Here is a 23,799-nt window from a genome sequence, read left to right as displayed (position 1 = left end):
GCGCCTGTGGTTGAGGTTCGTGGCGTTTCCAAGCGCTATCCCGGCGTGCTGGCCCTCGACGATGTCAGCCTGACCGTCCGCCCGGGCGAGGTGTTGGCGCTGACGGGGGAGAACGGCTCCGGCAAGTCGACCCTCTCGAAGATCATTGGTGGGGTGGAGCAGCCGGACGGTGGGACGGTCCTGGTCGACGGCCAGCCCATGGTCATCGCCAACCCGGCCACCGCGCTGCGACTCGGCATCGTGATGATCAGCCAGGAACTGACGCTGGCCCCGCACCTGACCGTCGCCGAGAATGTCTTCCTGGGGCGGCTGCCGCGACGCGGCGGGATCGTCGACTGGCCCACGGTGCACGCCAGGGCGCGGGAAGAGTTGGACGCGCTCAGCGTGCACGTCGACGTGGGGGCGCGGGTCGGCGATCTGTCGGTGGAACTGCAGCAGGAGGTCGAGATCGCCCGTGCGATCTCCGCGCGGGCCCGGCTGCTCATCCTCGACGAGGCGACCAGTTCGCTCTCCGAGAGTGCCACCGCGCGCCTGCTGGAACTGGTCCGGGAACAGGCCCTGCGCGGCGTCGCGGTGCTGATGATCTCGCACCGGATGCCGGAGCTGTACGCGGCGGCGGGTGCCGCGGCGGTGCTGCGGGACGGCCGGATGGTCGGCCGTGTGCCGCTGCCGGAGACGCCGGAGTCGCGGCTCGTGCACATGATGGTCGGCCGCGAACTCAACGACTACTACGGCAGCCGGACGGCGACTCCGGGCGAGGTCGTGCTTGAGGTCCGGGACCTGGCCTCGGTCGACGGCTCGCTGGCACCGACGTCGTTCCAGGTGCGCAGCGGCGAGATCGTCGGCATCGCCGGCCTGGTCGGCTCCGGCAAGGCCGAGATCGCCATGGCGCTGGGTGGGGCCATCGCGGCCACCGGCCAGGTCCGGGTCAACGGTGAGCGGGTCGTGCTGGGCGATCCGCGCCGCTCGCTGCGGGCCGGTATCGGTCTGGTTCCCGACGACCGCAAGCGTGCCGCTCTGCTGCCGACCCGCAGCGTCGCCCACAACATGACGCTGACCTGGCTGCCGACCCTGTCCCGGTTCGGTGTGGTGCGCAGCCGGGCGGAGCGGCGCCGGGTCCGTGCGGCGATCGACGAGTACGGCGTGCGGACGTCCTCGCCGGCCAAGCTGGTCACCCAGCTTTCCGGCGGCAACCAGCAGAAGGTGGTTCTGGGCCGCATCTTCGCGCTCGGCTGTGCGGTGTATGTGCTCAGCGAGCCGACCCGCGGGGTGGACGTCGGCTCGAAAAGTCAGATCTACGCCCTGTTGCAGCGGCTGGCTGAGAGCGGAGCGGCTCTCGTGATCGTCAGTTCCGAGCTGCCCGAGTTGATCGGCCTGGCCGACCGGGTGCTGGTCTGTTTCCAGGGCCGGGTGCACGGCGAGGTCGACGGCGACGACCTCACGGAACAGGCGCTGAACGCGATCGCGGTCAGTGGCCACCTCCACGGCGACGAATCCGGAGAAGCGGCATGAGCCATGACACCACGACCCGTCCGGACGAGCCGGTGACCGCGCCGGCGCCGGCCCACCGGCCGGCGGGCGCCACCGGCCGGCTGACGAGTCTGTGGCGGGCCTCCGCCCGGAGCACCGGCGTGCTGGCCGGCCTGATCCTGCTCTGCCTCTACCTGAGCATCACCCAGCCAATCTTTCCCACCTGGGGAAACATCACGAATATCGTGGCCAGCAACAGCGTCATCCTGGTGCTGGCGGTGGGCGCGACCTTCGTGATCATCTCGGGCGCGCTCGACCTCTCCACCGCCTCGGCGGCGGCGGTCACCGGCATGACGTACGGCCTGCTGCTGCAGCACGGCCAGGGTGCCCTGACCGCGGTCGCCGGGGCGTTGCTCGTGGGCCTGTTGCTGGGCGTGATCAACGGGGTGCTCATCGCGTACGTGAAGGTCTCGTTCTTGGTCGTCACCCTCGGCACGCTCTCGATCTTCGCGAGCGCGGCGCTGGTGATGACCCAGGGCAGGACGATCAACGTGTTCTCGATGCCCGGTTTCCAACCGATCTACAAGATCACCAACGGCGGCGTGGGCGGAGTTCCGTACCTGTTGATCTTCGACGTGGTGCTGGTGGTCGTCGCCGCGCTGGCGTTGCGCTACACCACATTCGGGCGCAGCGTGTACGCCCTCGGTTCGAACCGGGAAGCGGCCCGGCTCAACGGTGTCAACGTCGCCCGGACCACCCTCAGCGTGTTCCTGATCGCCGGCCTGGCCGCGGCGGTCGCCAGCCTGATCCAGGTCGGCCGGCTCACCGGCGCCGGTCCCGGCGTCGACTCGACCCTGCTGCTCACGGTCGTGGCCGCGGTGCTGATCGGCGGCACCTCGTACACCGGCGGTGAGGGCGGGGTTGGCGGCACGGTGCTGGGCGTGCTGTTTCTCGGCGTGATCCAGAACGGGCTGACGCTCAGCGACGTGTCCACCTTCTGGCGGGGCACGGTCAACGGCGTGGTGCTCATCCTCGCGGTGACGCTCGGCGTCGCCCGCGACCGCGGCTGGCTCAGGTTCAACCGGACCAGGAAGCCGGCCACAGCGCGAGAGACGGAGACCGCATGACCACCGAGATCGTCCGCGCCGTGTGCGACACGTTCGCGCCGTCGCTGACTGCCCCCGACGGCGCCGACGAGGCCACGGTCACCTACTACCGTGACGGTGCGGCGGCTCGCGGCATCGACGCGGCTGTCGCCACTGCGGTGGGTTCGCTCGACGCGCTCACCCGCGGTGCGGTCGCCGACCTGGTGACCAGACTCGGGCCGGCGTTCGCGCAAGCGTCGCTCGAGACTCGCACCGCCACACTGCGGGCGGTGGCGGACGAGTCGATGCGGCTGCGGTTGGCCGTGCGCCAGCTCAAGGCGATGACCCTGGCGACCTTCGTCGGTGCGGTCGACGACAGCGGCGTCAACCCGACCTGGCCGGCGCTGGGCTACCCGGGCCCGGGCAGCGCGCCGCCGAACACCCCGAAAACACTGCCCGTGCTGCCGCTGCCGGCCGGCACGGCGAGCCTGGACGCGGATGTCGTGGTGATCGGGTCCGGGGCGGGCGGCTCGATCGTCGCCGCGCGGGCCGCCCAGGCCGGGCTCTCCGTGCTGGTGCTCGAGGCCGCGCAATACCGCAACGAGGCCGACTTCCGGCAGATCGACTCGCTCGGCGCGGCAATGTTCCTGCGCGGCGGCTCGATGTGGTCGACGTCCGGGCAGATGGGTCTGCTGGCCGGGGCCACCCTTGGCGGCGGCACAGTGATCAACTCGATGGTCTGTCTGCGTACCCCGCAGCACATCCGGGAGTTGTGGACCGAACAGGGGCTCACCGGCCTGGACGGGCCGGACTTCGACAGGTTCACCGACCTGGTCTGGGACCGGATCGGGGTGAACACTGACGCCACCACGTACAACGCCAACACCCGGGCGATGATCACCGGGCTGGCATCGCTGGGTTACCGTCACGAGCGGCTGCCCCGCAACGCGGCACCGGACGACGACTCCGGGCTCTGCGGCTACTGCAACGCCGGGTGCCAGCAGGGCAGCAAGCGGTCGACGCTGCACACGTACCTGCGGGACGCGGTGGACGCCGGCGCCCGCATCGTCACCGGTGCCCACGTCGACCGGATCACCACCGCGGGCGGGCGGGCCACCGGCGTCGAGGCGACCGCCGCCACCGATACCGGACCGTGCGCGCTCACCGTCGGCGCTCGGACCGTCGTGCTGGCCGCCGGTGGCATCGAGTCGCCTGCGGTGCTGCTGCGCTCGGGCATCGGCGGCCCCGCCGTCGGCCGTCACCTGACCCTGCACCCCGCGTGGATCGTCACCGGCCGGTACGAGGAGCCGATCCAGGCCTGGCACGGCCAGATCCAGTCGGCGGTCAGCTTCGACCTGACCCAGGTCGTGAGGGGCGGCGGGTTCCTGGTGGAGAGCCTGGCCCTCAACCCCGGCACATGGGCCGGCCAGTCGCCGTTCGTGGACGGCCGGACCACCCGCGACCAGTTACGGAACCTGCCTTACTACGCCACCTGGCACGGCGTGTCGCACGACCACGGCAGCGGGCAGGTGTACCTGGACGCCGACGGCCGGGCGGCGGTGCACTGGAACCTCGACGACCCGGTCGACCACGAGATCGCCGTCCGCGCGCATACCGAACTGGCCCGCATGCACCGTGCGGCCGGGGCCATCGAGATCTTCACCTTCCATTGGAGTGACAAGCGTTGGCGACGCGGCGAGGACTTCGAGGCGTATCTGAGCCGGCTGGCCGACTCGCCGATCGGCGACCACACCGCTTTCTCGGCCCACCAGATGGGCTCCTGCCGGCTCGGTGCCGACCCGGCCACCTCGGTGGCCGACGGCTGGGGCCAGTTGCACGACACCGCTGGGGTCTGGATCGGTGACGCATCCGCGCTGCCGACCGCGCCCGGCGTCAATCCGATGATCACTGTCATGGCGCTGGCCGAGCGGACCGCGTCCGCCCTGGTCCGGTCCATGACGCCGACCTTGACCGGCCGACCAGTCACCACCGACTTTGCCTCACCGCGCTGATGGTGCCGGGCCGATCCGGCAGCACGGCGATCTGCACCCCTCTGGAGGTACAACCATGCGCATTTCCCGACGGAAACTGACCCCCGTGATCGCCCTTGGCGCCGTCGCTGTCCTGGCCGTCACCGCCGCCTGCGGCGATGCCGACGACCCCGAGTCGCCCGGTGGCACGAGCGGGCTGAAGATCGGCTACTCCAGCCCGGTCGCCTCCCAACCGAGCCAGGCGCTGCTCACCGATGGCCTCAATCTCGCCGCGAAGGAACTCGGCTGGACCGTGAGCGTCGTGGACGCGAACCTCTCGCCCGACGCGCAGGTGTCCAACGTGCAGACCATGATCCAGCAGAACGTCGCCGGAATCGGCCTGTGGGCACTCGACGCGGGCGCCATGGAGGGCGCGTACGCCCGGGCGAAGGACGCCAACATCCCGGTCATCGGGGTCAACTCGACCGGCCAGAACGTCACCTCGACCGTGTGGTGGGGCTTCAATCTCTGCGACAGCGAGGACGCGCCGTTCAAGCAGGCGGCCAAGCAGATCGCCACGGCACGCCCGGGCGGCAAGGTGATCGTGATGGGCGGTCCGCCGGTGCCGTCGATCCAGCAGAACGTCAAGTGCTTCAGCGATGCGGCGACGGCGGCCGGGCTGACCATCGTCAACCAGACCGACAACACCAAGGACACCTCGGCCGAGGCGGCGGCGCTGACCGCCGACCTGTTCACCAAGTACAAGGACGTCGACGCGGTGTGGGCGTACAACGACGCGACCGCGCTCGGTGCCTCGACCTCGGCGCAGCAGGCTGGATTGATGATCTCCGATGGCACCAGTGAGGGCGTGATCATCCAGGGCGCCAACGGCGACTCGGACGCGATCGAGGCGATCAAGCAGGGCCGGCTGACCGGCACCTGGGACCCGGACGCGTACGCCACCGGCATGTGCGTGCTGAAGGCGATCGACGATGCCAAGAAGGGTACGAGCAGCAAGAACTACGTCGTGACGGCGAAGTACTGGGACAAGTCCAACATCGCCGACTACAAGGAGCCCGCCGAGCGTGGCTACACCCTGGCGAACATCCCGGTGAGCGTGAAGTGACCCGATAGCCCGAGAGCGCCCCGGTCAACGACGACCGGGGCGCTTTCGTCGGGTCAGCCCCAGAGCGGGAACCGTGGAGCGCCGAGGTCGATGTTGATCGTCTTCGGGGCGCTGTACTCCAGCATCGTCTCCCAGGACAGTTCCCGGCCGAAGCCGCTGTCCTTCACCCCGCCCATCGGCGCGCCGGCCGGCAGGTCGAACCACTTGTTCACCCAGACGATCCCGGCCTGGAGGCTACCGGCGATCCGGTGTGCCCGCGCGAGATCGGTGGTCCACACGCCGGCCGCCAACCCGTACCGGGTCGCGTTGGCGCGCAGGACGGCCTCGTCGTAGTCGACGAAGGTCTCCGCGACCGTGACCGGGCCGAACACCTCGCTGGTCACCACGTCGGCGGCGCCGGACGGGTCGTGCAGCAGTGTCGGCCGTAGGAAGAATCCCTTCTCGTTGACCGGTGCGAGCCCGAGGTCCTCGTCGCCGGCCAGCACGCGTACGCCCTCCTCGCGGGCCTTGCGCACATGGCCGAGCACCCGTTCGAAGTGCGGCCGGGACACCATCGGGCCGACCTGGGTCGCCGGGTCGAGCGCGTCGCCGACCACGATCGAGCGGGCCAACGCGGCGAGCCGGTCGAGGAACTCGACCGCGATGCCCTCGTGCAGCAGCAGTCGCGACGACGCGATGCACGCCTCGCCGTTGGCCAGGTAGATGCCGAGGGCGGCGTCGGCGACCGCCCGGCCGAGGTCGGCATCCTCGGCCACGATCATCGCGCTCTTGCCGCCCAGTTCCATGGCCGTCGGGGTGAGCGCCCCGGCCGCGGTCGCCATCACCGCCCGAGCGGTCGGACCGCCGCCGGTGAGCGTCACCTTCGCCACGTCCGGGTGCCCGACCAGCGCCGAGCCGACTCCGGCACCGAAGCCGGTAACCACGTTGACCACGCCCGGCGGCAGCAGGTCGGCGATCAGCGTGACGAACTCGAGAACGCTTGCCGAGGCGAACTCGCTGGGCTTGAGCACCACGGTGTTCCCGCATGCCAGGGCCGGCGCGAGCTTGTTGGCCGTGGTGATCAGCGGAGAGTTCCACGGCAGGATCGCCGCGATCACGCCCAGCGGCTCCCGCACGGTGTAGATCAGGCTGTCCGGGTCCTCCACCGGGATCTGGTCGCCGCGGTGCGAGCGGGCCAGCCCGGCGTAGTAGCGGTAGATCGCCGCGCTGGCCGGCACGTCGGCGATGCCGACCTCGCGTACCGGCCGGCCGTTCTCGGTCGGCAGCAGCCGGGCGAACAGTGGGGCGTTCTCCTCGATCCGGTCGGCGATCGCGGCCAGGATCGCCTGCCGGGTCGAGGGGCTGGACCGACGCCATCCGAGCAGGGCTTTGCGGGCTGCCGCGACGGCGGTCTCGACGTCGGCTGCGGTGCCGTTGCCGATCGCCGCCCACGACGTGCCCAGACTCGGATCGACGGCCTCGAAGGAGTCCGAGGCGGCGATCCAGTCGCCGCCGATGAACATCCGGTAGTCCGCACCGGGACGGAATCTCTCCAGCACCGGATCTGTGGTCATGGCACTCCTCGCGTCACGGGTGTCGGGAATACCGAGAGTGATTGCTTTGCTCGACGGTCGGCAACCAGCCCGGTCCGGTCACCGGACCGGCCAGGGTCGGGATCCGTTCGTGCAGAAAGTTCTGCCGGACGGCTCAGGCCCGGCGTCATTACCCAGAGTTATTCTAGGGATCTAGATCCACTCCTAGTGCGAGGAGTCGTTGTGTCCGACCCCGCGATCGAGATTCCGCCCGGCACCGAGATCGACGACGAGACCGGCTGCCCGAAGTCCGTCCTAGGTAAGACTCAGCTACTGCTCGCGGCCTTCGGCGCGGGTGCCATCCGGCTCGGGCTGACCGAGCTGAGTCAGCGCTCCGGGGTGTCGAAGGCGACATGCTACCGGCTCGCCCAGGAGCTGGTCCACTGGGGCCTGCTTGAGCGCGTCGGCAGCAGCTACCAGCTCGGGCTGAGGGTCTTCGAGCTGGGCCAGCGCGTCCCGGCGTCGGCGATCCTGCGCCGGGTGTCGCGGCCCGCCCTGGTCGACCTGTACGCGGCGACCCGCGCCACGGTGCACCTCGTCGTCCCGGACGGCACGCACGTCATGTTCCTGGAGAAGATCGCCGGGGCTGCGGACGTGCTCACCTACTCCGAGGTCGGTGCCCGCCTGCCTGCCAGTTGCTCGGCCTCCGGCAAGCTCTTCCTCGCCCTGCGCCCGGACGCGCCAAAGGCCTTCGCCGCCTTCGACCGGCAGGGCCTGGTCCGGCCGACGACGCGCAGCGTGGCCACCGTTGAGGCGCTGCGGGCGCAGCTGCTCGACGTACGGCAGCACGGGTACGCGGTCGAGTTGGAGGAGATGCTGGTCGGCTACAGCACCCTCGCCGTGCCGCTCGTCGATCCGTACGGCATGGTGTACGCCTCGGTCTCGGTCACCCTGCCCACCAACCGGCTGATCATCGGCCGGCTGCTTCCACAGATGCGGGCGGCCACCGCCTTCATCAGCCGAGCCGTTGACGCGTGTGTCGCCCGGCTACCCGGTGTGGCTGCCTGACAATCACCAGTCCGGTAGCCGAACCGTCCCGCTACGAGCCCTGCCCCGCAGGTGGGCACAATGGCGCTCCCGACACAGGGGAGCGCCATGAGATCACCAGAATCGTTGGCGGCCGACCGCCTGCATCTCGCCCAGAGCAGCGGGATCCCGTGCGCGCCGGTCCGCGACCTGCTCGGCACCGACGACGTCGAGCTGGCCTACCGGGCCCAGCGCATCGGTGTGGGCCGCCGGATCGCCGCCGGGGACCGGATCGTCGGCCGCAAGATCGGGTTGACCTCGCCGGCCGTGCAGAAGCAACTCGGCGTCGACCGGCCGGACTTCGGCGTGCTCTTCGCCGCCATGGACGTCTCGGGCCTCGACGAGGTGCCGTTCGACGGCCTGTTGCAGCCCAAGGTAGAAGCCGAGATCGCCTTTCGGCTCGGCGCGGATCTGACCGGCCCGGACTTCGACCCGGCGGTCGTCCGCGCGGCAGTCAGCAACGCGGAGGCGGCTGTCGAGATCGTGGACAGCCGCATCGCGGGCTGGGACATCAGCTTCGCCGACACCGTTGCGGACAACGCGTCCAGCGCCCTGTTCGTGCTGTCCGGCCACCCGGTGTCAATGGCCGAGGTGGAACCGGCCGAGGTGGTCATGCGGATGACCGTCGACGGCGAACCGGTGTCCGCGGGCACTGGACGTGACTGCCTCGGCGATCCGCTGAACGCGTTGGCCTGGCTGGCGCGCACCGCCGCCGACCTGGGCGATCCGCTGCGCGCGGGCCAGGTCGTACTCTCCGGCGCGCTCGGCCGGATGGTCGCGGTTGGCCCGTATGAGCGGGCGCACGCGGAGATCTCCTCGCTCGGATCGGTGGACGTCGTCTTCGGTGGGAAGGACCGGGTATGAGTAAGACCAAAGTGGCCGTCATCGGGTCGGGGAACATCGGCACCGACCTGATGATCAAGATTCTGCGGATGTCGGAGCGGTTGGAAATCGTTGCGATGGTCGGCATCGACCCGGCGTCCGACGGTCTGGCCCGCGCCGGTCGCCTCGGCGTGGCCACCACGGCCGACGGCGTCAACGGACTGATCGGCTTGGCCGGCTTCGACGACATCAGGATCGTCTTCGACGCCACCTCGGCGGGCGCGCACCGGGCCAACATGGCAGCTCTGGCGGGCCGGCGCATCCGAATGATCGACCTGACGCCGGCGGCGGACGGGCCGTACGTGATCCCAGCGGTCAACCTCGACGAGCACCGGACGGCTCCGGAGATCAACATGGTGACCTGCGGTGGGCAGGCGACGATCCCGATCGTGGCGGCGGTGTCCCGGATGGCTCCGGTGCCGTACGCGGAGATCGTCGCCTCGATCGCGTCCCGCTCGGCTGGTCCGGGCACCCGAGCCAACATCGACGAGTTCACCGAGACCACCGCGCATGCCATCGAGTCGGTCGGCGGTGCCACGCGAGGAAAAGCGATCATCGTGCTCAATCCGGCCGAGCCGCCGCTGATCATGCGGGACACCGTGCTGTGCCTCGTGCATGCGCCGTCCGCCGAGACGCGTGACGCGATTCGCGCGACTGTCGAGGAGATGGTCGCCGTGGTAGCGAAGTACGTGCCCGGCTACCGGCTCAAGCAACAGGTGCAGATCATGCCGGTGCCGGAGGGCCAGCCCGTGCACACGCTGACCGGTGGTGAGCCGGTGACCCATCAAGTGTCGGTGTTCCTCGAGGTCGAGGGTGCGGCCCACTATCTGCCCGCGTACGCGGGGAATCTGGACATCATGACGTCGGCGGCGATCGCGGCGGCGGAGGCGATGGCATGACAAGGCTGTTCATCCAGGACGTGACGCTGCGAGACGGCATGCACGCCGTGCGGCACCGGATGGAACTCGACGCGGTCGCGAAGATCGTCTGTGCCCTGGACGCGGCGGGTGTGGACGGCATCGAGGTCTCGCACGGCGACGGGCTGGCCGGCGGGAGCCTGAACTACGGCCCCGGCTCACACACCGACTGGCAGTGGCTGGAGGTCGCGGCCGCGAACATCAGCCGGGCCCGGCTGACCACGCTGCTGCTGCCCGGCATCGGCACCATCGTGGACCTGAAACGCGCCAACGAGATGGGTGTGCGGTCGGTGCGGATCGCGACGCACTGCACCGAGGCGGATGTGGCCGCCCAGCACATCGCGACCGCCCGCGAGCTGGGCATGGACGTCGCCGGTTTCCTGATGATGAGCCACCTGGCCGAGCCGGCCGAGCTGGCCGTCCAGGCGAAGCTGATGGAGTCCTTCGGCGCGCACTGTGTCTACGTCACCGACTCGGGTGGGCGGCTGATGATGGACGACGTGCGGGCCCGCATCCGCGCCTACCGCGACGTGCTGGGCGCGGGTACCGAAATCGGCATTCACGCGCACGAGAACCTGTCGCTGTCGGTGGCCAACTCGATCGTCGCGGTGGAGGAGGGCGTCTATCGGGTCGACGCCTCGCTCGCGGGCCAGGGCGCGGGGGCGGGAAACTGCCCGATCGAGCCTTTCGTGGCGGTGGCGAATCTGCGGGGCTGGGAGCACGGCTGTGATCTGTTCGCGTTGCAGGACGCGGCGGAGGATCTGGTGCGGCCGTTGCAGGACCGGCCGGTCCGGGTGGACCGGGAGACGCTGACGCTCGGGTACGCGGGCGTGTACAGCTCGTTCCTGCGGCACGCCGAGGTGGCTGCGGGCCGTTACGGCGTGGACGTCCGGGACATCCTGGTCGAGGTCGGTCGTCGCCGACTGGTCGGCGGACAGGAGGACCTCATCGTCGACATCGCCCTGGACCTCACAGGGCGCGGCTGATCTCCGTGGCGGCCGCCCACAGCGTCCGAGCGATCTGCTGATCGTCACGGCGGCCCACCTCGACGGTCGCCGACACCGCAGCCGACACCTGCTGCGGGCCGCCAACCGTGATCGGCACGGCGTAGGTCTTGTAGCCGTCGAGGCACTCCTCGTGCTCCTCCGCCCACCGGCGTTCCCGGATCATGGCCAGCTGAGCGCGGAGCTGGGCGGAGCTGCGCAGACTACGGCGGGTACGGGCGGTCACGTCGCCGCGTTCGAGGACGCTCAGCGCGTACTCGGAATCGGCGCTGTGCGCCAGGAACAGCTTGCCGGACGCGGTGAACCAGAGCGGTAGGCGAGTGCCGACCGCCGTGTGGATCCGTTTGTCTCGTCGGCCGGCGAGCCGCTCAAGATAGAGCGTGTCCAGCCCGTGTGGAACGGCGAGGTGGATCACCGCCTTGATGGTCGCGTGCAGATCGGTCAGCGCCGGTCGGGCGACCCGGCGCAGGTTCGCCGGCCCCGGGACGAGCTGCCCGAGCTCGAACATGCGCCAGCCCAGCTGGTAGCCGTCCGTGACCCGCTCCAGCAGATGCAGCTGGACGAGCTCCTGGGCCAGGCGGTACGCCGTGGCCTTGGGCACGCCCGACCGCCGGCTGAGGTCGGTCAGACCGAGGGTGGTACGGCTGCCGTCGAAGGCACCGAAAAGCTGGTGCGCCTTGCCAAGGACCGAGACCGTCATCGCAGCTCCCGTGCACTTTTTTCCAACTGGACAACACGGATTCTGTGCGCCTACCGTGGCGGCTGTCCAGAGCTGTTCGTAAGATCCGTGCAATCTTGGGGTCACTCTTGTATCCGAACGCCCGGGAGACGCTGCTTGACGCCGCGATCCACATCGCGGCCACCCAGGGACCCGAAAAGGTCACCTATCGGTCGGTCGGCGCGCAGGCGGGGCTGTCGCACAGCCTGGTCCGCTTCTACTTCGGGTCCCGCGAGGTCCTGCTCACCCAGGCCTTCGAACGGGCGGCCCGGCGCGACGCCGCCGACACCGGCCTGCTCGCCGAGGATGTGGAGTCGTTCGGTGCCGGCCTGGTTCGCACCATCACCGAGGAACCCGACCGTCAGCTCATCCAGTACGACTTCCTGCTGCGCGCGGTGCGCGGCGGCGGCCCGATCGAGCCGGTGACCGAGCTGTACGACCACTACATCGGCCAGATCTCCGGCACGCTTGCCAACCTCGGCGTCGAGGATCCCGGCCACCCCCTGGCCGCGTTGGTCTTCGCCGCGCTCGACGGGCTCGTCCTCCAGCACTCCATCTACCGGTCCGCGGAACGCACCGAGCGCGTCCTTGACGAACTGCGCTCGATCCTGATGCTCGTGCAGAGCGCGGCCCGCTCAGCGGACCGGGCCCAGGACCGGACCGACCAGCAGGTGCTTCGCTGATCGGGCTGTCGACCGAAGGGAACGAACTGTGCGTGATCCGCTGTTCGATGCGCTGACCGCCGATGAGATCGGCCGGGTGGCCGCCGTGATCCGCGATGCGGGGGTCGGGGGAGCCCGGCCCGGATTCAGCGCGGTCTTCACCGACGAGCCGGACAAGCATCTGCTGCGAGCCGGGCAGGCGGTGGCCCGCAAGGCGCGGGCGATGATCCTCGACCGGGACACCGGACGCTCGTACGACGTCGTGGTGGATCTGGATGATGACAAGATGGTGGCTGTCGCCGAGGTGACCGACGGCTCCGCCCCGGTCCTTCTCGAGGAGTTCAGCCTCGCTCCTGAGCTGATCAAGAAGGATCCGCGGTACGTCGAGGCGCTCGCCAAGCGCGGCATCACCGATCTGTCGAAGGTGCAGATCGACCCGTGGGGCGTCGGCAACATGCCCGACGTGCCGGTCGACGGTCGCCGGATGGCCGGATCCGTTTCGTACTACCGGGAATTCCCCGAGGACAACGGGTACGCCCACCCGATCGAGGGTGTGTTGGCCGTGGTCGACCTCGTTTCCGGCGAGGTCGTCGCGGTACACGACTTCGGCGGCCGCCCGATGAACCCCGAGCTGTGCAACTACACCCCGGACGCCAACCAACCCATGCGTACGGATGTCGCGCCGTTGGAGATCACTCAGCCGGAAGGCGTCGGATTCCAGCTCGACGGTCCCGAGCTGACCTGGCAGAAGTGGCGCTTCCGGATCGGCATGCACCCGCTCGAAGGTCTGGTGCTGCATGCCGTCGAATACCGCGACGGTGACGCGTACCGGTCGATCATGCACCGTGGATCGCTCGCCGAGATGGTCGTCCCCTACGGCGATCCGGCGTCCGAGCACTTCTGGCGCAGCGCGTTCGACGTCGGCGAGTACGGACTCGGCAAGCTGGCGAACCCGCTGCGGCTCGGTTGCGACTGCCTCGGCGAGATCGTGTACCTGGACGCGGTGCTGGCCGGCGAGGACGGCGAGCCGACCACGATCGAGAACGCCATCTGCATCCACGAGGAGGATGATGGCATCCTCTGGAAGCACACCGACTGGGTCACCGGCAACGTCGACGTGCGCCGGTCCCGGCGGCTGGTGGTCAGCTTCATCGCGACGGTCGGCAACTACCACTACGGCTTCTTCTGGTACTTCTACCAGGACGCCTCCATCCAGGTGGAGATCAAGCTGCTCGGCATCGTGCAGACCCGCGCGGTCGAGGAGGGCGAGCACGCCCCGCACGGCACCCCGATCGGCCAGAACCTCGTGGCGACGTACCACCAGCACCTCTTCTCGTTCCGGCTGGACATGGAGGTCGACGGCTGGCAGAACACGGTGATCCAGAACGACGCGTACGGCGTGCCGGTCGGACCGGAGAACCCGAACGGCAACGCGATCGGCGTACGCCGGACCGTGATCGGCACCGAGAACGCCGGCGACGGGGTCACCGACACCCAGAGCTCGCGCAACTGGACCGTCGTCAACCCCGGCCGGACCAACCGGTGGGGCGTGCCGGTCGGCTACAAGTTCCTGCCCGGCTGGAGTTCGGCCACCATGCTCGCGCAGGACCCGTCCCTGATCGCGAAGCGGGCGGGCTTCGGCACCCGGAACATGTGGGTCACCCCGTACCGCCAGAGCGAGATGCGCTCGGCCGGCGACTACCCGAACCAGAGCCGCAGCGGCGACGGGCTACCCCGGTGGACCCGGGAGAACCGGCCGACCGAGGACACCGACGTGGTGCTCTGGCACACCCTGGGCGTCACCCACATCCCGCGGGCCGAGGACTGGCCCGTGATGCCGGTCGAGAAGGCGGGCTTTCACCTGCTTCCGGTGAACTTCTTCGACAAGAACCCGGCACTCGATGTGCCGCCGACCGAGGCGAAGCGTTGTCACGGACCAGGATCGGGCCCGCACGTCGCCGTGTCCCCAGCCGGTGTGGGGCGGGGCAGCTACCGCAGTGCGTGACGCAGGGTGCTGGATGGGCTGAGGGCAATCATCGACCGTCTGGCCGGAGCCTCCCGGATCGGGTTGGGGCTGGCGGCCGTGGGTCGCCCGGGCTACATCAATCTCGGCTGCCAGGTGAAGTACATGATCCGGGACAGGGACGGCAGGTACCGGGTTCTGTTCGACACCGTCCTCGCCGACGCCGGTATCGACGTGGTCCTCAGCCGAGTCCGGGTACCCAGGATGAACGCGGTGATGGAACGCTGGGTCCGGACCTGCCGGCGTGAACTCCTCGACCAGACCCTGATCCTCCACCAGCGGCACCTGCGGCACGCACTCCGCGAGTACGAGGTCTTCTATAACGAGCATCGCCCTCATCAGGGCATCGCCAACGTCCGGCCAGTCGCGCCACTGCCCGAAGCGATCAGCGACCCGGACCGGCTCATCCACCTGAACATCCACCGACGTGACCGCCTCGGCGGCATCCTCCACGAGTACGAACATGCCGCCTGACCTGCCCGGATGACATTCTCGGCAGGTACAGGACCGTCCTGGTGCTCCGGTACCGGGAGGCGGCGTTGCGGGTGAAGGTGACGGCCCGGTGGGCGGTGGTGCTGGTGAACAGCGGGGGTGGGCACGCAAGGGCGTACCCGCCCCGGTCCAGATCGGCAAACGCAGTGAGGTTTAGGTAATGCAGCTTTGTTCCGGATGACGTCGATCCGTAACGGAGCGCTGATGAAGTGCTCTCCACGAGCGGCGGCGAGGTGTCACAACCTCGGCACTTGTCTGGAGGACACTATGCCTGAGATGCATTTCCTAGTCCGATGGCCGGACGGTGCGATCCAGCGGTGTTACTCACCGTCAACGGTCATCGAAGACTTCCTGGTGCCGGGCGAAGTATACCCGCTCGCGGACTTCGTCGAGCGCAGCCGGCAGGCGCTCGGCGTCGCCAGCGACAGGGTACGTGCGAAGTACGGCTTCGCCTGTAGCTCGGCCGCCGACCAGCTCGCCGAGATCGAGGCGGCGGCAGCCGGGTTCGGTTCCGCACCTGAGGCTGCGGTCACGGTGGAGGCCATCACTCGCGCGGACGGGGCAGCCCGGTGAACGTTTCCGGTGCGCACCATCCGGTCGTGGTCGTTGGTGGGGGCCAGGCCGGCCTGGCAGCCAGCTACTGCCTGCGGCAGCGAGGCATCGATCACCTCGTGCTGGAGGCCAACCGGCTCGGACACGAGTGGCGTACCCGCCGTTGGGATTCCTTCTGCCTGGTGACCCCGAACTGGCAGTGCCGACTGCCCGGCTTCCCTTACCGGGGACCAGATCCGGACGGGTTCATGGTCCGCGACGAGATCGTGCGATACCTGGAGGAGTACGCGGCCTCGTTCGGGCCGCCGCTGATCGAGGGTGTCCGCGTGAACGGGCTACGCCGTGCGGCCACCGGAGTCTTTGAGCTGTCGACCTCGCACGGCCAGCTGACCGCCGATCAGGTGGTTGTGGCCACCGGTCCCTATCACACGCCATCGGTGCCGCGGATGGCCGAGCGGCTGCCCGCCGACGTGGTGCAGCTGCATTCGGGGGACTACCGCAGCCCCGCCCAGCTGCCTGACGGCGCGGTGCTGGTGGTTGGCACCGGTCAATCCGGATGCCAGATCGCAGAGGACCTGCACCTGGCTGGTCGGCAGGTGCACCTGGCCGTCGGCAGCGCACCACGGGTCGCCCGGTTCTACCGGGGGCGCGACTGCGTGGCGTGGCTGGACGATATGGGCTACTACCGCAAGGGTATCGACGAGTTTGCCGACGCTGACGCCGTACGGATGCGGGTCAACCACTACGTCACCGGCCGTGACGGTGGCCGGGACATCGACCTGCGCGCATTTGCCCGCGACGGCATGCGGCTCTATGGCCGACTGGCCGGCGTAGCAGGTTCAATGATGTCGTTCGCCGACGATCTGCGGGCGAACCTGGACGGCGCCGACGCGGTAGCCGAGGGCATCAAGGACGCCATTGACGCGCACATCGTCGCCCACGCCATCGACGCACCCCGGGAAGCGCGCTACATGCCGGTGTGGGAGCCGTCCGCCGACCATCCGCGCTCGCTGGACCTGTGTGCGGCCGGCATCACCTCGGTAGTGTGGGCGACCGGCTTCGTCCGCGACCACCGCTGGATCGAGGTTCCCGTATTCGACGGCCGCGGCTACCCCATGCACTGGCGCGGCGCGACCAACTGCCCGGGGCTGTACTTCCTGGGCCTGCCATGGCAGCGCAGCTGGGGTTCGGGCCGGTTCGAAGCGGTGGGTCGCGACGCCGAGTTCCTGGCTGGACATATCGACGCATCCCGCCGTCTGGCCGATGTCTGCGGCACCCTCACCGGTGCGCCGACGACGCTGTCCGTTGCTCTGCCGGTCGGTTGAGGCAGGACACGTCATGGTTTCCGACGCTCACCGGCACATCGGTGTCCTGCCCGCATACCCCTTCTATGGCGGCCCACCGGTCAACCCCGACACCACCGCCCGCGCCACCATCAAACACCTGATCGCCGATCTGGATGCCGAAGGCACCGAGCGGGCTTTGGTCCTGCCGAACTACGGGGTACCCGATCCGGAGATCGCCTTCTCCTTCAACGAACTCGTCATCGAAGCGGCGCAGACCGACGAGCGGATCCGGGCGGGGTTGTGGGTTTCGCCGCGTCCGGCTGATGCCGAACGCACACGTCGCGCTCTGGCACTGGCGGGGGAGGACGGAGTACGGGCACTGAAGCTCAGCTTCCTGCTCGGCGGCCGGGCCACGGATCCGGCCTGCCGCCCAATGCTGGACCAGATCTTCGACCATGCGCAGCGCCATGGCCTGGTGGTTCACGTGCACACCTCCCCGGGCGCCGCATCCGACATCGACGAGATCGGCAACCTCGTCGAGTGGTACGCCGACCGCGTACCTGTGCACCTGGTGCATTTCGGCGGCGGTATGAGCGGGCACATCAAGCTTGTCGGCAGCCGGTTCTTCGAGTGGATCGCAGCCGGAAAGCGCGTCTACACCGACCTGTCCTGGGCCATCGGCTTCGCCCCGTACTGGCTGGCACAGCAGATCGAGCAACGCGGCCTCGGCCACGACCGAGTGCTGTTCGCCAGCGATCAGCCATGGGGGGACTACGCGGGCGAGTACGCCCGGATGTCCGCCGCGACCGGCGGCGGTGAACTGGCAGACCTCGTCTTCCGGGACACCTTCGCCACCCTTTACCGCTAGACACCAATGTATCCAAAGAGGAGTACGCAATGACCGTCGACCTGACCGACCTTGAGAAGCAGAGCCTGGTGGAGATCCCGCACCCGTCGCTGCCGGAGGGCTCCAGCATCTACGGCAGCACCAAGGTGTTCCCCGACTATCGGGCCGAAAACGGCGAAACATACTTCACGTTGGTGCACGGCATCGCGCACGAGTCGTCGGTGAGTTTCGTGGCGGTCCTGCAGGCCACGCGTGCGCTACGTAAGGGATTCGAATCCGCGATCTACTTCTACGGGCCCGGATCCCTCAACTGCCTGGCCACCCGTGGCTTCCCCACCACCGGCACCTCGGCATTCCCCGGTGAGCACAACATCAACAACCAGCTCAAGACGTTCATCGCCGAGGGCGGCAAGGTTTACTGCTGCCGGTTCGGGCTGTCGCTGCACGGTGCCCGGGAAGAGGACCTGATCGAGGGAGTCATCCCCACCCACCCGCTCGACGTGCAGGACGCGATCATCCACTACGCCCGCAAGGGCGCCATCATCAATTCCACCTACCAGTTGTAAGGGGCTTGCCGTGAGTGTTGGCACTCGTACGACGGTGGATGTACGGATCCTGACCCGCGCCGAGCTGGCCCTGCGAGGTGTCCAGGTGGACGCTGGCGTGCGTCGGCCGGACGGTGCGGGACCCAGCGGCGACGACCACGTCCTTGTTGACGGTGCCAACGCCGCGCTACCCACGAATCCCGCAAGCCCGTACAGCGTGCGCGACGGCAAGGTCTGGGTCGGCGACGAAGACACCGGTCTGACCCTGACCCCGGTGCGCCGCCCCCGGTTCTACGACCTGACCACCGCGGACGGGGTGCGCTACGAGCAGATAGCCCGGCTGCACGGCGCAGACGTGCTCGCCACCACGGTGGTGCAGACCTGTGTCCGGTACGCCGAGGCGGATCGGTGTCGGTTCTGCACCATCGAGGAGGCGCTGCACTCGGGCGCGACCGTCGGCGCGAAGACTCCGGCCCAACTTGCCGAGGTCGCCGAGGCGGCGGTCCGCCTGGACGGGGTCAAGCAGATGGTGATGACGACGGGCACCACGACCGGAGCCGACCGCGGTGCGCGCAATCTCGTCCGTGCGGTGCGGGCGGTGCTGGAGGCAGTCCCAGGGCTGCCTGTCCAGGTGCAATGTGAACCTCCTGGCGACCTGGCGTGGATCCGGCAACTGCACGAGGCCGGGGCCACCGCTATCGGCATCCACGTCGAGTCCATGGACGACCGGGTACGCCGCCGTTGGATGCCGGGCAAGTCCACGGTCGCCATGGTGGACTACGAGGCCGCGTGGGACGAGGCGGTACGGGTCTTCGGGCGCAACGGGGTGTCCACGTACCTGCTGGTCGGCCTCGGCGAGAATCCCGACGAGCTGATCGCCGGCGCCGCACGGCTGATCGACCGCGGCGTCTACCCGTTCATCGTCCCTTTCCGGCCGATGCGCGGCACCCTGGCCGCCCACGACGGCGTCACCGCCCCCGACCCGCACCTGCTGGCCTACGTCACCGAACAGGTCGCCGCCAAGCTGCGCGCCGCGGGCATGTCCGGCGCCGACCAGAGGGCCGGTTGTGCTGCCTGTGGCGCATGCAGCGTGCTGCAGACCGCGGGCGGGTGAACACCATGACACTGCTCGACGGCGGCCCCACCGCCCCGCAAACCTCCGAAACCGTCGTCACCACGCAGGACATCCTGCTACTGCTCGGTGATCGCAGCACCGTGGCCCGCCAGCCGCGCTTCCACATCGAGCCGGCCGGCGACGCCGCCGCGGTACGCGCATACCGGCGGCTGCGCCGCGAGGTGTTCGTCGATGAGCAAGGTCTGTTCGACGGTCACGACCTCGACGGCCGGGACGACGACCCGCGCACCATCGTCCTGGTCGCCCGCGATCCGACCGGCCTCGTACTCGGCGGGGTGCGGCTCGGCCCCGTCGATGACGGTCCCGACGTCGGCTGGTGGACCGGTGGGCGGCTGGTCGTGGCCCGCGCCGCGCGCGGCCCGCAGAGCATCGGAGCGGCCTTGGTCCGGGCGGCGTGCGCCCACGCGGAGGCGCGGGGTGCGCTGCGCTTCGAAGCCACCGTGCAGTCCCGCAATGAGGCGATGTTCCGCCGGCTGGGCTGGACACGCGTGCGCCCGGTGACCGTGGCGGGCAGCCAGCACACATTGATGCGGTGGCCGATCGAGCGGACCCAGCACGCGGCGGCGGTCAAGGCGACACTCGGCCCGCTGCTGGCCGAAATAGCCCCTGGCGGCAACGGGTTCGTCGGCGACGACGGGGCACCGGTGCCCGGGACGGATCTGATCGCGGCGTGCGACGCCATCGTGCCTGCGATGGTGGAACGCGATCCGGAGTGGGCCGGCTGGTGCTCGGTACTGGTGAACGTCAACGATCTGGCCGCGATGGGCGCCGAACCACTCGGCCTGCTCGACGCGCTTGCGGCCCGCGACGCCAGCCACGCGGCCCGCGTCCTGGCCGGCCTGCGCCGCGCCGCGCGTGCATACGACGTCTCGGTCCTCGGCGGCCACACACATCTTGGGGTGCCCGCCGCGTTGTCGGTCACCGCCTTCGGCCGCACCCACCACCCGGTGCCCGGTGGCGGAGGCCGGCCCGGGCATCAGGTCCGGCTCACGGCCGATCTCAGCGGCGCGTGGCGGCCCGGGTACCACGGTCGGCAGTGGGATTCGACCACGGGTCGCGCCACCGCGGAGCTGCGCGCGATGAGTCGTGCCGTGGCCGCCGCGCGCCCCGCCGCCGCCAAGGACGTGTCGATGGCCGGCATCGTCGGCACGCTGGGCATGCTCGCCGAGGCGAGCGGCTGTGCGGCCATTCTTGACGTCGCCGCCGTCCCGCGCCCAAGCAGCGCCACCGCTGGCGACTGGCTCACCTGCTTTCCGGGGTACGCGATGCTGACCGCCGACGAGCCGGGGCGGCCACCGCTGCCGGCCGGACCGGCTGTGGGCGCGGTGTGCGGGGAGCTGACCGAGGGTCAAGGTATCGGGCTGCGTTGGCCCGACGGAGAAGTTACGCACGCCGTCACTGGTGTAGTGACCGGAATGGGGAGAGCATGACCGTCCTGCGTATGGCCGCCGTCGCCGAGGAGTTCGGCCGCGACCTTGACGTGGACTTCCGTACCGTCGAGCGGTTGATCGTGGCGGCACGGGCTCAGGGTGTTCAGCTGCTGGCCCTGCCCGAGGCGTGCCTGGGTGGATACCTGCTCGGCCTCGACGGCGACACCGATCTGGACGCCGGCCCGCCAGCCCTGGCTCTGGACGGCCCGGAGATCCGCCGCCTGATCTTACTCGCCGGTGAGATGACCGTGGTCGCGGGGTACTGCGAGGCGGATGGCGACACGCGGTACAACAGCGTGGTCTGCGTGAGCGGTGACGGTGTGCTCGGCAACCACCGCAAGGTGCACCAGCCGCTGAACGAGAACGCCAGCTACGCATCGGGCGACCGGTTCGATGCCTTCGACACCCCGGTCGGCCGGATCGGCATGATGATCTGTTACGACAAGGCGTTCCCCGAGTCCGCGCGTGCCCTGGCCCTGGATGGGGCGCAGATCGGTGTCTGTGTCTCGGCCTGGCCGGGCTCACGGACCAACCAGGCAGCCGACCTGGCCGAGGACCGCTGGAAGCGGCGCTTCGACCTGTTCGATCGTGCCCGGGCGCTGGAGAACCAGATGGTATGGCTGTCTGCCAATCAGGCCGGGTCCTTCGGGTCGCTACGCTTCGTCGGCAGCGCCAAGGTTGTCGAGCCGGGCGGCGACATCCTCGCCGAAACCGGTGTGGCTGCCGGTGTGGCCATCGCCGAACTCGACGTGGCCAACGCGCTGGAGACAGCACGCCGGTCGATGGGGCACCTTCGCGACCGGCGACCGGAGACATACACGTACCCCGTGGGAGCGGCCAGCGCATGAGTACAGTCCGCATCGCGGCCGCAGCCGCGCACTTCGGCCGCGACCTCGACTTCGACGTCGCCCGGATCGGCAAGCTGATCGACGACGCCCGCAGCCAGGGCTGCGGGCTGCTCGTCCTGCCTGACGCGGCACTGGGCGGGTACCTCGCCGATCTACGCCACCCGGATCCCGACGCGTTGCCGCCCGCGCTCAAGCCCGACGACCCGATCATCTTCGAGGTCGCCCGGCTGGCCGCCGAGCTGACCGTCTGCTTCGGGTACTGCGAAGCCGACGGTAACATCCGGTACAACGCGGCAGCGTGCGTCACCGGGGACGGCGTTCTCGGCCGGCATCGCAAAGTCCACCTTCCCGCAGGTGAAGTCGCCGCCTACACGCCCGGCGACAGCTTCGACGCCTTCGACACCCCGGTCGGCCGCATCGGCATGCTCATCGACTACGACAAGACGTTCCCGGAGTCAGCCCGCAGCCTCGCCCTCGACGGTGCGGAAATCCTGGCCTGCCTGTCCGCCTGGCCGACCAGCATCACCAACCGTGCCCCGCGCATGGCCCAGGACCGCCAGGCCCGGCTGTTCGACCTTTACGACCAGGCCCGCGCCGCAGAGAACCAGGTCGTGCTCGCCTCGTCCAACCAGACCGGAGCCATGGGCGGGATGCGGTTCCTGGGGCAGTCCAAAGTGGTCGGACCGGGCGGGGGCATTCTCGCCCGGACCTTCGGCAAGGCCGGCCTCGCGGTCGCTGACATCGACGTCGCCGCCGAGATCGAGCGTGCCCGCCGCGTCCTGCGGCACCTGGGCGAGCTGCGGTTCGACGCCTACCGGAGCAGCCCGTGAGGATCGCGCTGCTCAGCTACTCCACCAAGCCACGCGGCGGAGTGGTGCACACGCTTGCCCTCGCTGAAGCCCTGGCCGCTGCGGGTCAGGACGTGACTGTGTGGACCCTGGGCCGTGGCGGCGACGCCGGCTTCTACCGGCCGCTCGACCCGGCCGTACGCCAGCGGATCGTGCCGTTTCCAGACGGCCCACAGGACGAGGCGGTCGGCACGCGGATCCTGCGTTCGATCGCGGTGCTGCGCGACGCGTTCGACCCTTCGCCGTACGACATCGTGCACGCCCAGGACTGCATCAGCGCCAACGCGGTCGACCGGTGCGTACGTACCGTCCACCACATCGACCAGTTCACCACCCCGGAGCTGGCCGACTGCCACGAAAAGGCGATTGTCCGGCCGTACGCGCACATCTGTGTCTCAGCAGCCGTCGCCGCGGAACTCGCCCACGGCTGGGGCGTCAAAGCCGACGTCATCCCGAACGGTGTCGCCTACGAACGGTTCGCTGCGACCGACGCGACCATGCGCGCCGCCTGGCGGACCCGGCTGGGCCGCTACGTGCTCAGCGTCGGCGGCATCGAGCCGCGCAAGGGATCGCTCGACCTGCTCGACGCGTACGCCCTGCTGCACACCGAAATGCCCGACGTGCGACTGGTCATCGCCGGCGGCGAGACTTTGTTCGACTACCGCGACTACCGGGCACGCTGGGACGCGCACGCCGTCGAATTGGGCGTCGAGCCGGTCGTCCTCGGCGCGGTGCCAGACGATGATCTGCCGGCGCTGGTCGCGGCGGCTGGGGCATTCGCCTTCCCGTCCCTCAAGGAGGGCTTCGGCCTGGCGGCGATGGAAGCCCTCGCCGCCGGCGTGCCGTTGGTTGTACGTGACCTGCCGGTCCTGCGCGAGGTCTTCGCCCGGGTCGCGCGCTTCGCCAGCGACGCACCGACCTTCGCCACCGAGCTTGCCGCGGTGCTCGCCGAAGACGACCCGGCCGTGCGGGCCGCGGGTCGGCAGCTTGCCGCGCGGCACACATGGGCCGAGGCGGCTCAGCAGCACCTCGCCTTCTACCGCGCGCTCGTGTCAGACCCGGCTCCGCAGCCGGTTGCCGGATGATCGGGATTGAGCCTGCCCAGACCTTCGACGTAGCTGCTCGGCGGTCAGTGGGCCGTCGGCGAGGACGGTGAAGACACCGAGCTCGGCGGCGGTCAACGTCACCTTACGGCTGAAGTACGCCGTGCCGAGCCGCCACAGGGGCTCGGCACTGACCGGCTGCGTGCCGAGGGATTCGGGCACGTCGGAACCTCCGCTCGATGAGTTGCTGCAGGCAGGCTGCGTGGCCGGCCTGGAGTGCGGGTCGACTGGCGGTCGAGCCCTCCCCTTCGACCGGGCC

At 69.6% G+C, this 23,799-nt stretch carries 23 protein-coding genes; 20 read left to right on the top strand and 3 right to left on the bottom strand.

The window, feature by feature from the left end; genetic code table 11:
• The first annotated feature begins 6 nt into the window (after positions 1 to 6).
• The 4 genes from EDC02_RS12165 (at position 7) to EDC02_RS12150 (ending at position 5,651) form a co-directional block, all read left to right on the top strand.
• The gene (locus tag EDC02_RS12165; RefSeq protein WP_199757603.1) at positions 7 to 1,512 is read left to right on the top strand and encodes a sugar ABC transporter ATP-binding protein; all 1,506 of its coding nucleotides are present in this window, start codon (positions 7 to 9) and stop codon (positions 1,510 to 1,512) included.
• Positions 1,509 to 2,597: an ABC transporter permease gene (locus EDC02_RS12160; RefSeq protein ID WP_123602035.1), complete on the top strand. Its 1,089-nt coding sequence runs from the start codon at positions 1,509 to 1,511 to the stop codon at positions 2,595 to 2,597. The genes EDC02_RS12165 and EDC02_RS12160 overlap by 4 nt, the downstream gene beginning before the upstream one ends.
• The gene (locus tag EDC02_RS12155) at positions 2,594 to 4,567 is read left to right on the top strand and encodes a GMC family oxidoreductase (protein ID WP_123602034.1); all 1,974 of its coding nucleotides are present in this window, start codon (positions 2,594 to 2,596) and stop codon (positions 4,565 to 4,567) included. Before EDC02_RS12160 ends, EDC02_RS12155 begins: the two co-directional genes overlap by 4 nt.
• Before the next feature lie 85 nt (positions 4,568 to 4,652).
• The gene (locus tag EDC02_RS12150) at positions 4,653 to 5,651 is read left to right on the top strand and encodes a sugar ABC transporter substrate-binding protein (protein ID WP_199757602.1); all 999 of its coding nucleotides are present in this window, start codon (positions 4,653 to 4,655) and stop codon (positions 5,649 to 5,651) included.
• A 53-nt stretch (positions 5,652 to 5,704) separates the two neighbouring features.
• On the opposite strand, the gene EDC02_RS12145 is transcribed toward EDC02_RS12150, so the two are convergent.
• On the bottom strand, positions 5,705 to 7,204 hold the full coding sequence (locus EDC02_RS12145; protein ID WP_123602032.1) for an aldehyde dehydrogenase: 1,500 nt from the start codon (positions 7,202 to 7,204) through the stop codon (positions 5,705 to 5,707).
• Positions 7,205 to 7,405: 201 nt separating this feature from the next.
• On the opposite strand from EDC02_RS12145, the gene EDC02_RS40220 reads away from it, so the two are divergent.
• The 4 genes from EDC02_RS40220 to dmpG all read left to right on the top strand — a co-directional run bounded on the left by EDC02_RS40220 (position 7,406) and on the right by dmpG (position 11,033).
• Positions 7,406 to 8,230, top strand: coding sequence for an IclR family transcriptional regulator (locus EDC02_RS40220; protein WP_158632167.1), 825 nt, complete (start codon positions 7,406 to 7,408; stop codon positions 8,228 to 8,230).
• Positions 8,231 to 8,317: 87 nt separating this feature from the next.
• On the top strand, positions 8,318 to 9,112 hold the full coding sequence (locus EDC02_RS12130) for a 2-keto-4-pentenoate hydratase (protein ID WP_123602031.1): 795 nt from the start codon (positions 8,318 to 8,320) through the stop codon (positions 9,110 to 9,112).
• Positions 9,109 to 10,029 carry an acetaldehyde dehydrogenase (acetylating) gene (locus tag EDC02_RS12125; protein WP_123602030.1) on the top strand — a complete coding sequence of 307 codons (921 nt, stop codon included), beginning with the start codon at positions 9,109 to 9,111 and terminating at the stop codon, positions 10,027 to 10,029. Before EDC02_RS12130 ends, EDC02_RS12125 begins: the two co-directional genes overlap by 4 nt.
• Entirely contained in the window at positions 10,026 to 11,033 is a 1,008-nt protein-coding gene (gene dmpG / locus EDC02_RS12120; RefSeq protein WP_123602029.1) for a 4-hydroxy-2-oxovalerate aldolase, read from the top strand. Before EDC02_RS12125 ends, dmpG begins: the two co-directional genes overlap by 4 nt.
• On the opposite strand, the gene EDC02_RS12115 is transcribed toward dmpG, so the two are convergent.
• On the bottom strand, positions 11,017 to 11,751 hold the full coding sequence (locus tag EDC02_RS12115; RefSeq protein ID WP_123602028.1) for an IclR family transcriptional regulator: 735 nt from the start codon (positions 11,749 to 11,751) through the stop codon (positions 11,017 to 11,019). The genes dmpG and EDC02_RS12115 overlap by 17 nt on opposite strands.
• 95 nt (positions 11,752 to 11,846) lie before the next feature.
• On the opposite strand from EDC02_RS12115, the gene EDC02_RS12110 reads away from it, so the two are divergent.
• The 12 genes from EDC02_RS12110 (at position 11,847) to EDC02_RS12055 (ending at position 23,522) form a co-directional block, all read left to right on the top strand.
• Positions 11,847 to 12,452: a TetR/AcrR family transcriptional regulator gene (locus EDC02_RS12110; RefSeq protein WP_158632166.1), complete on the top strand. Its 606-nt coding sequence runs from the start codon at positions 11,847 to 11,849 to the stop codon at positions 12,450 to 12,452.
• Between the two features lie 28 nt (positions 12,453 to 12,480).
• On the top strand, positions 12,481 to 14,436 hold the full coding sequence (locus EDC02_RS12105; RefSeq protein WP_123602026.1) for a primary-amine oxidase: 1,956 nt from the start codon (positions 12,481 to 12,483) through the stop codon (positions 14,434 to 14,436).
• Positions 14,437 to 14,559: 123 nt separating this feature from the next.
• On the top strand, positions 14,560 to 14,928 hold the full coding sequence (locus EDC02_RS12100) for an integrase core domain-containing protein (protein WP_199757601.1): 369 nt from the start codon (positions 14,560 to 14,562) through the stop codon (positions 14,926 to 14,928).
• Between the two features lie 285 nt (positions 14,929 to 15,213).
• Entirely contained in the window at positions 15,214 to 15,519 is a 306-nt protein-coding gene (locus EDC02_RS12095) for an MSMEG_0570 family nitrogen starvation response protein (protein WP_123602024.1), read from the top strand.
• A gap of 26 nt (positions 15,520 to 15,545) precedes the next feature.
• Positions 15,546 to 16,823 carry an MSMEG_0569 family flavin-dependent oxidoreductase gene (locus tag EDC02_RS12090; RefSeq protein WP_233605882.1) on the top strand — a complete coding sequence of 426 codons (1,278 nt, stop codon included), beginning with the start codon at positions 15,546 to 15,548 and terminating at the stop codon, positions 16,821 to 16,823.
• Between the two features lie 13 nt (positions 16,824 to 16,836).
• Complete coding sequence (locus tag EDC02_RS12085) at positions 16,837 to 17,652, top strand: amidohydrolase family protein (RefSeq protein WP_123602022.1); 816 nt, start codon at positions 16,837 to 16,839, stop codon at positions 17,650 to 17,652.
• A gap of 29 nt (positions 17,653 to 17,681) precedes the next feature.
• Positions 17,682 to 18,197 (top strand): MSMEG_0572/Sll0783 family nitrogen starvation response protein, encoded by a 516-nt coding sequence (locus tag EDC02_RS12080; protein ID WP_123602021.1) that lies wholly within the window; start codon positions 17,682 to 17,684, stop codon positions 18,195 to 18,197.
• Positions 18,198 to 18,207: 10 nt separating this feature from the next.
• Positions 18,208 to 19,290, top strand: coding sequence for an MSMEG_0568 family radical SAM protein (locus tag EDC02_RS12075; RefSeq protein WP_233605881.1), 1,083 nt, complete (start codon positions 18,208 to 18,210; stop codon positions 19,288 to 19,290).
• 5 nt (positions 19,291 to 19,295) lie between these two features.
• Positions 19,296 to 20,741, top strand: a complete 1,446-nt coding sequence (locus EDC02_RS12070) for an MSMEG_0567/sll0787 family protein (protein WP_123604724.1) — start codon at positions 19,296 to 19,298, stop codon at positions 20,739 to 20,741.
• Positions 20,738 to 21,589, top strand: coding sequence for a carbon-nitrogen hydrolase family protein (locus EDC02_RS12065; RefSeq protein ID WP_123602019.1), 852 nt, complete (start codon positions 20,738 to 20,740; stop codon positions 21,587 to 21,589). Before EDC02_RS12070 ends, EDC02_RS12065 begins: the two co-directional genes overlap by 4 nt.
• Positions 21,586 to 22,419 carry a carbon-nitrogen hydrolase family protein gene (locus EDC02_RS12060; RefSeq protein ID WP_123602018.1) on the top strand — a complete coding sequence of 278 codons (834 nt, stop codon included), beginning with the start codon at positions 21,586 to 21,588 and terminating at the stop codon, positions 22,417 to 22,419. The genes EDC02_RS12065 and EDC02_RS12060 overlap by 4 nt, the downstream gene beginning before the upstream one ends.
• The gene (locus EDC02_RS12055; protein WP_123602017.1) at positions 22,416 to 23,522 is read left to right on the top strand and encodes an MSMEG_0565 family glycosyltransferase; all 1,107 of its coding nucleotides are present in this window, start codon (positions 22,416 to 22,418) and stop codon (positions 23,520 to 23,522) included. Before EDC02_RS12060 ends, EDC02_RS12055 begins: the two co-directional genes overlap by 4 nt.
• Here EDC02_RS12055 and EDC02_RS12050 read toward each other — a convergent pair.
• Positions 23,490 to 23,702: a hypothetical protein gene (locus EDC02_RS12050; RefSeq protein WP_123602016.1), complete on the bottom strand. Its 213-nt coding sequence runs from the start codon at positions 23,700 to 23,702 to the stop codon at positions 23,490 to 23,492. The two genes, EDC02_RS12055 and EDC02_RS12050, sit on opposite strands and share 33 nt — an antisense overlap.
• Positions 23,703 to 23,799 lie beyond the last annotated feature (97 nt).

The sequence above is a fragment of the Micromonospora sp. Llam0 genome, from assembly GCF_003751085.1.
Lineage (GTDB): Bacteria > Actinomycetota > Actinomycetes > Mycobacteriales > Micromonosporaceae > Micromonospora_E.
Note: the sequence above shows the minus strand (reverse complement) of the source record. Positions and strands in the feature narration are given on the sequence as shown.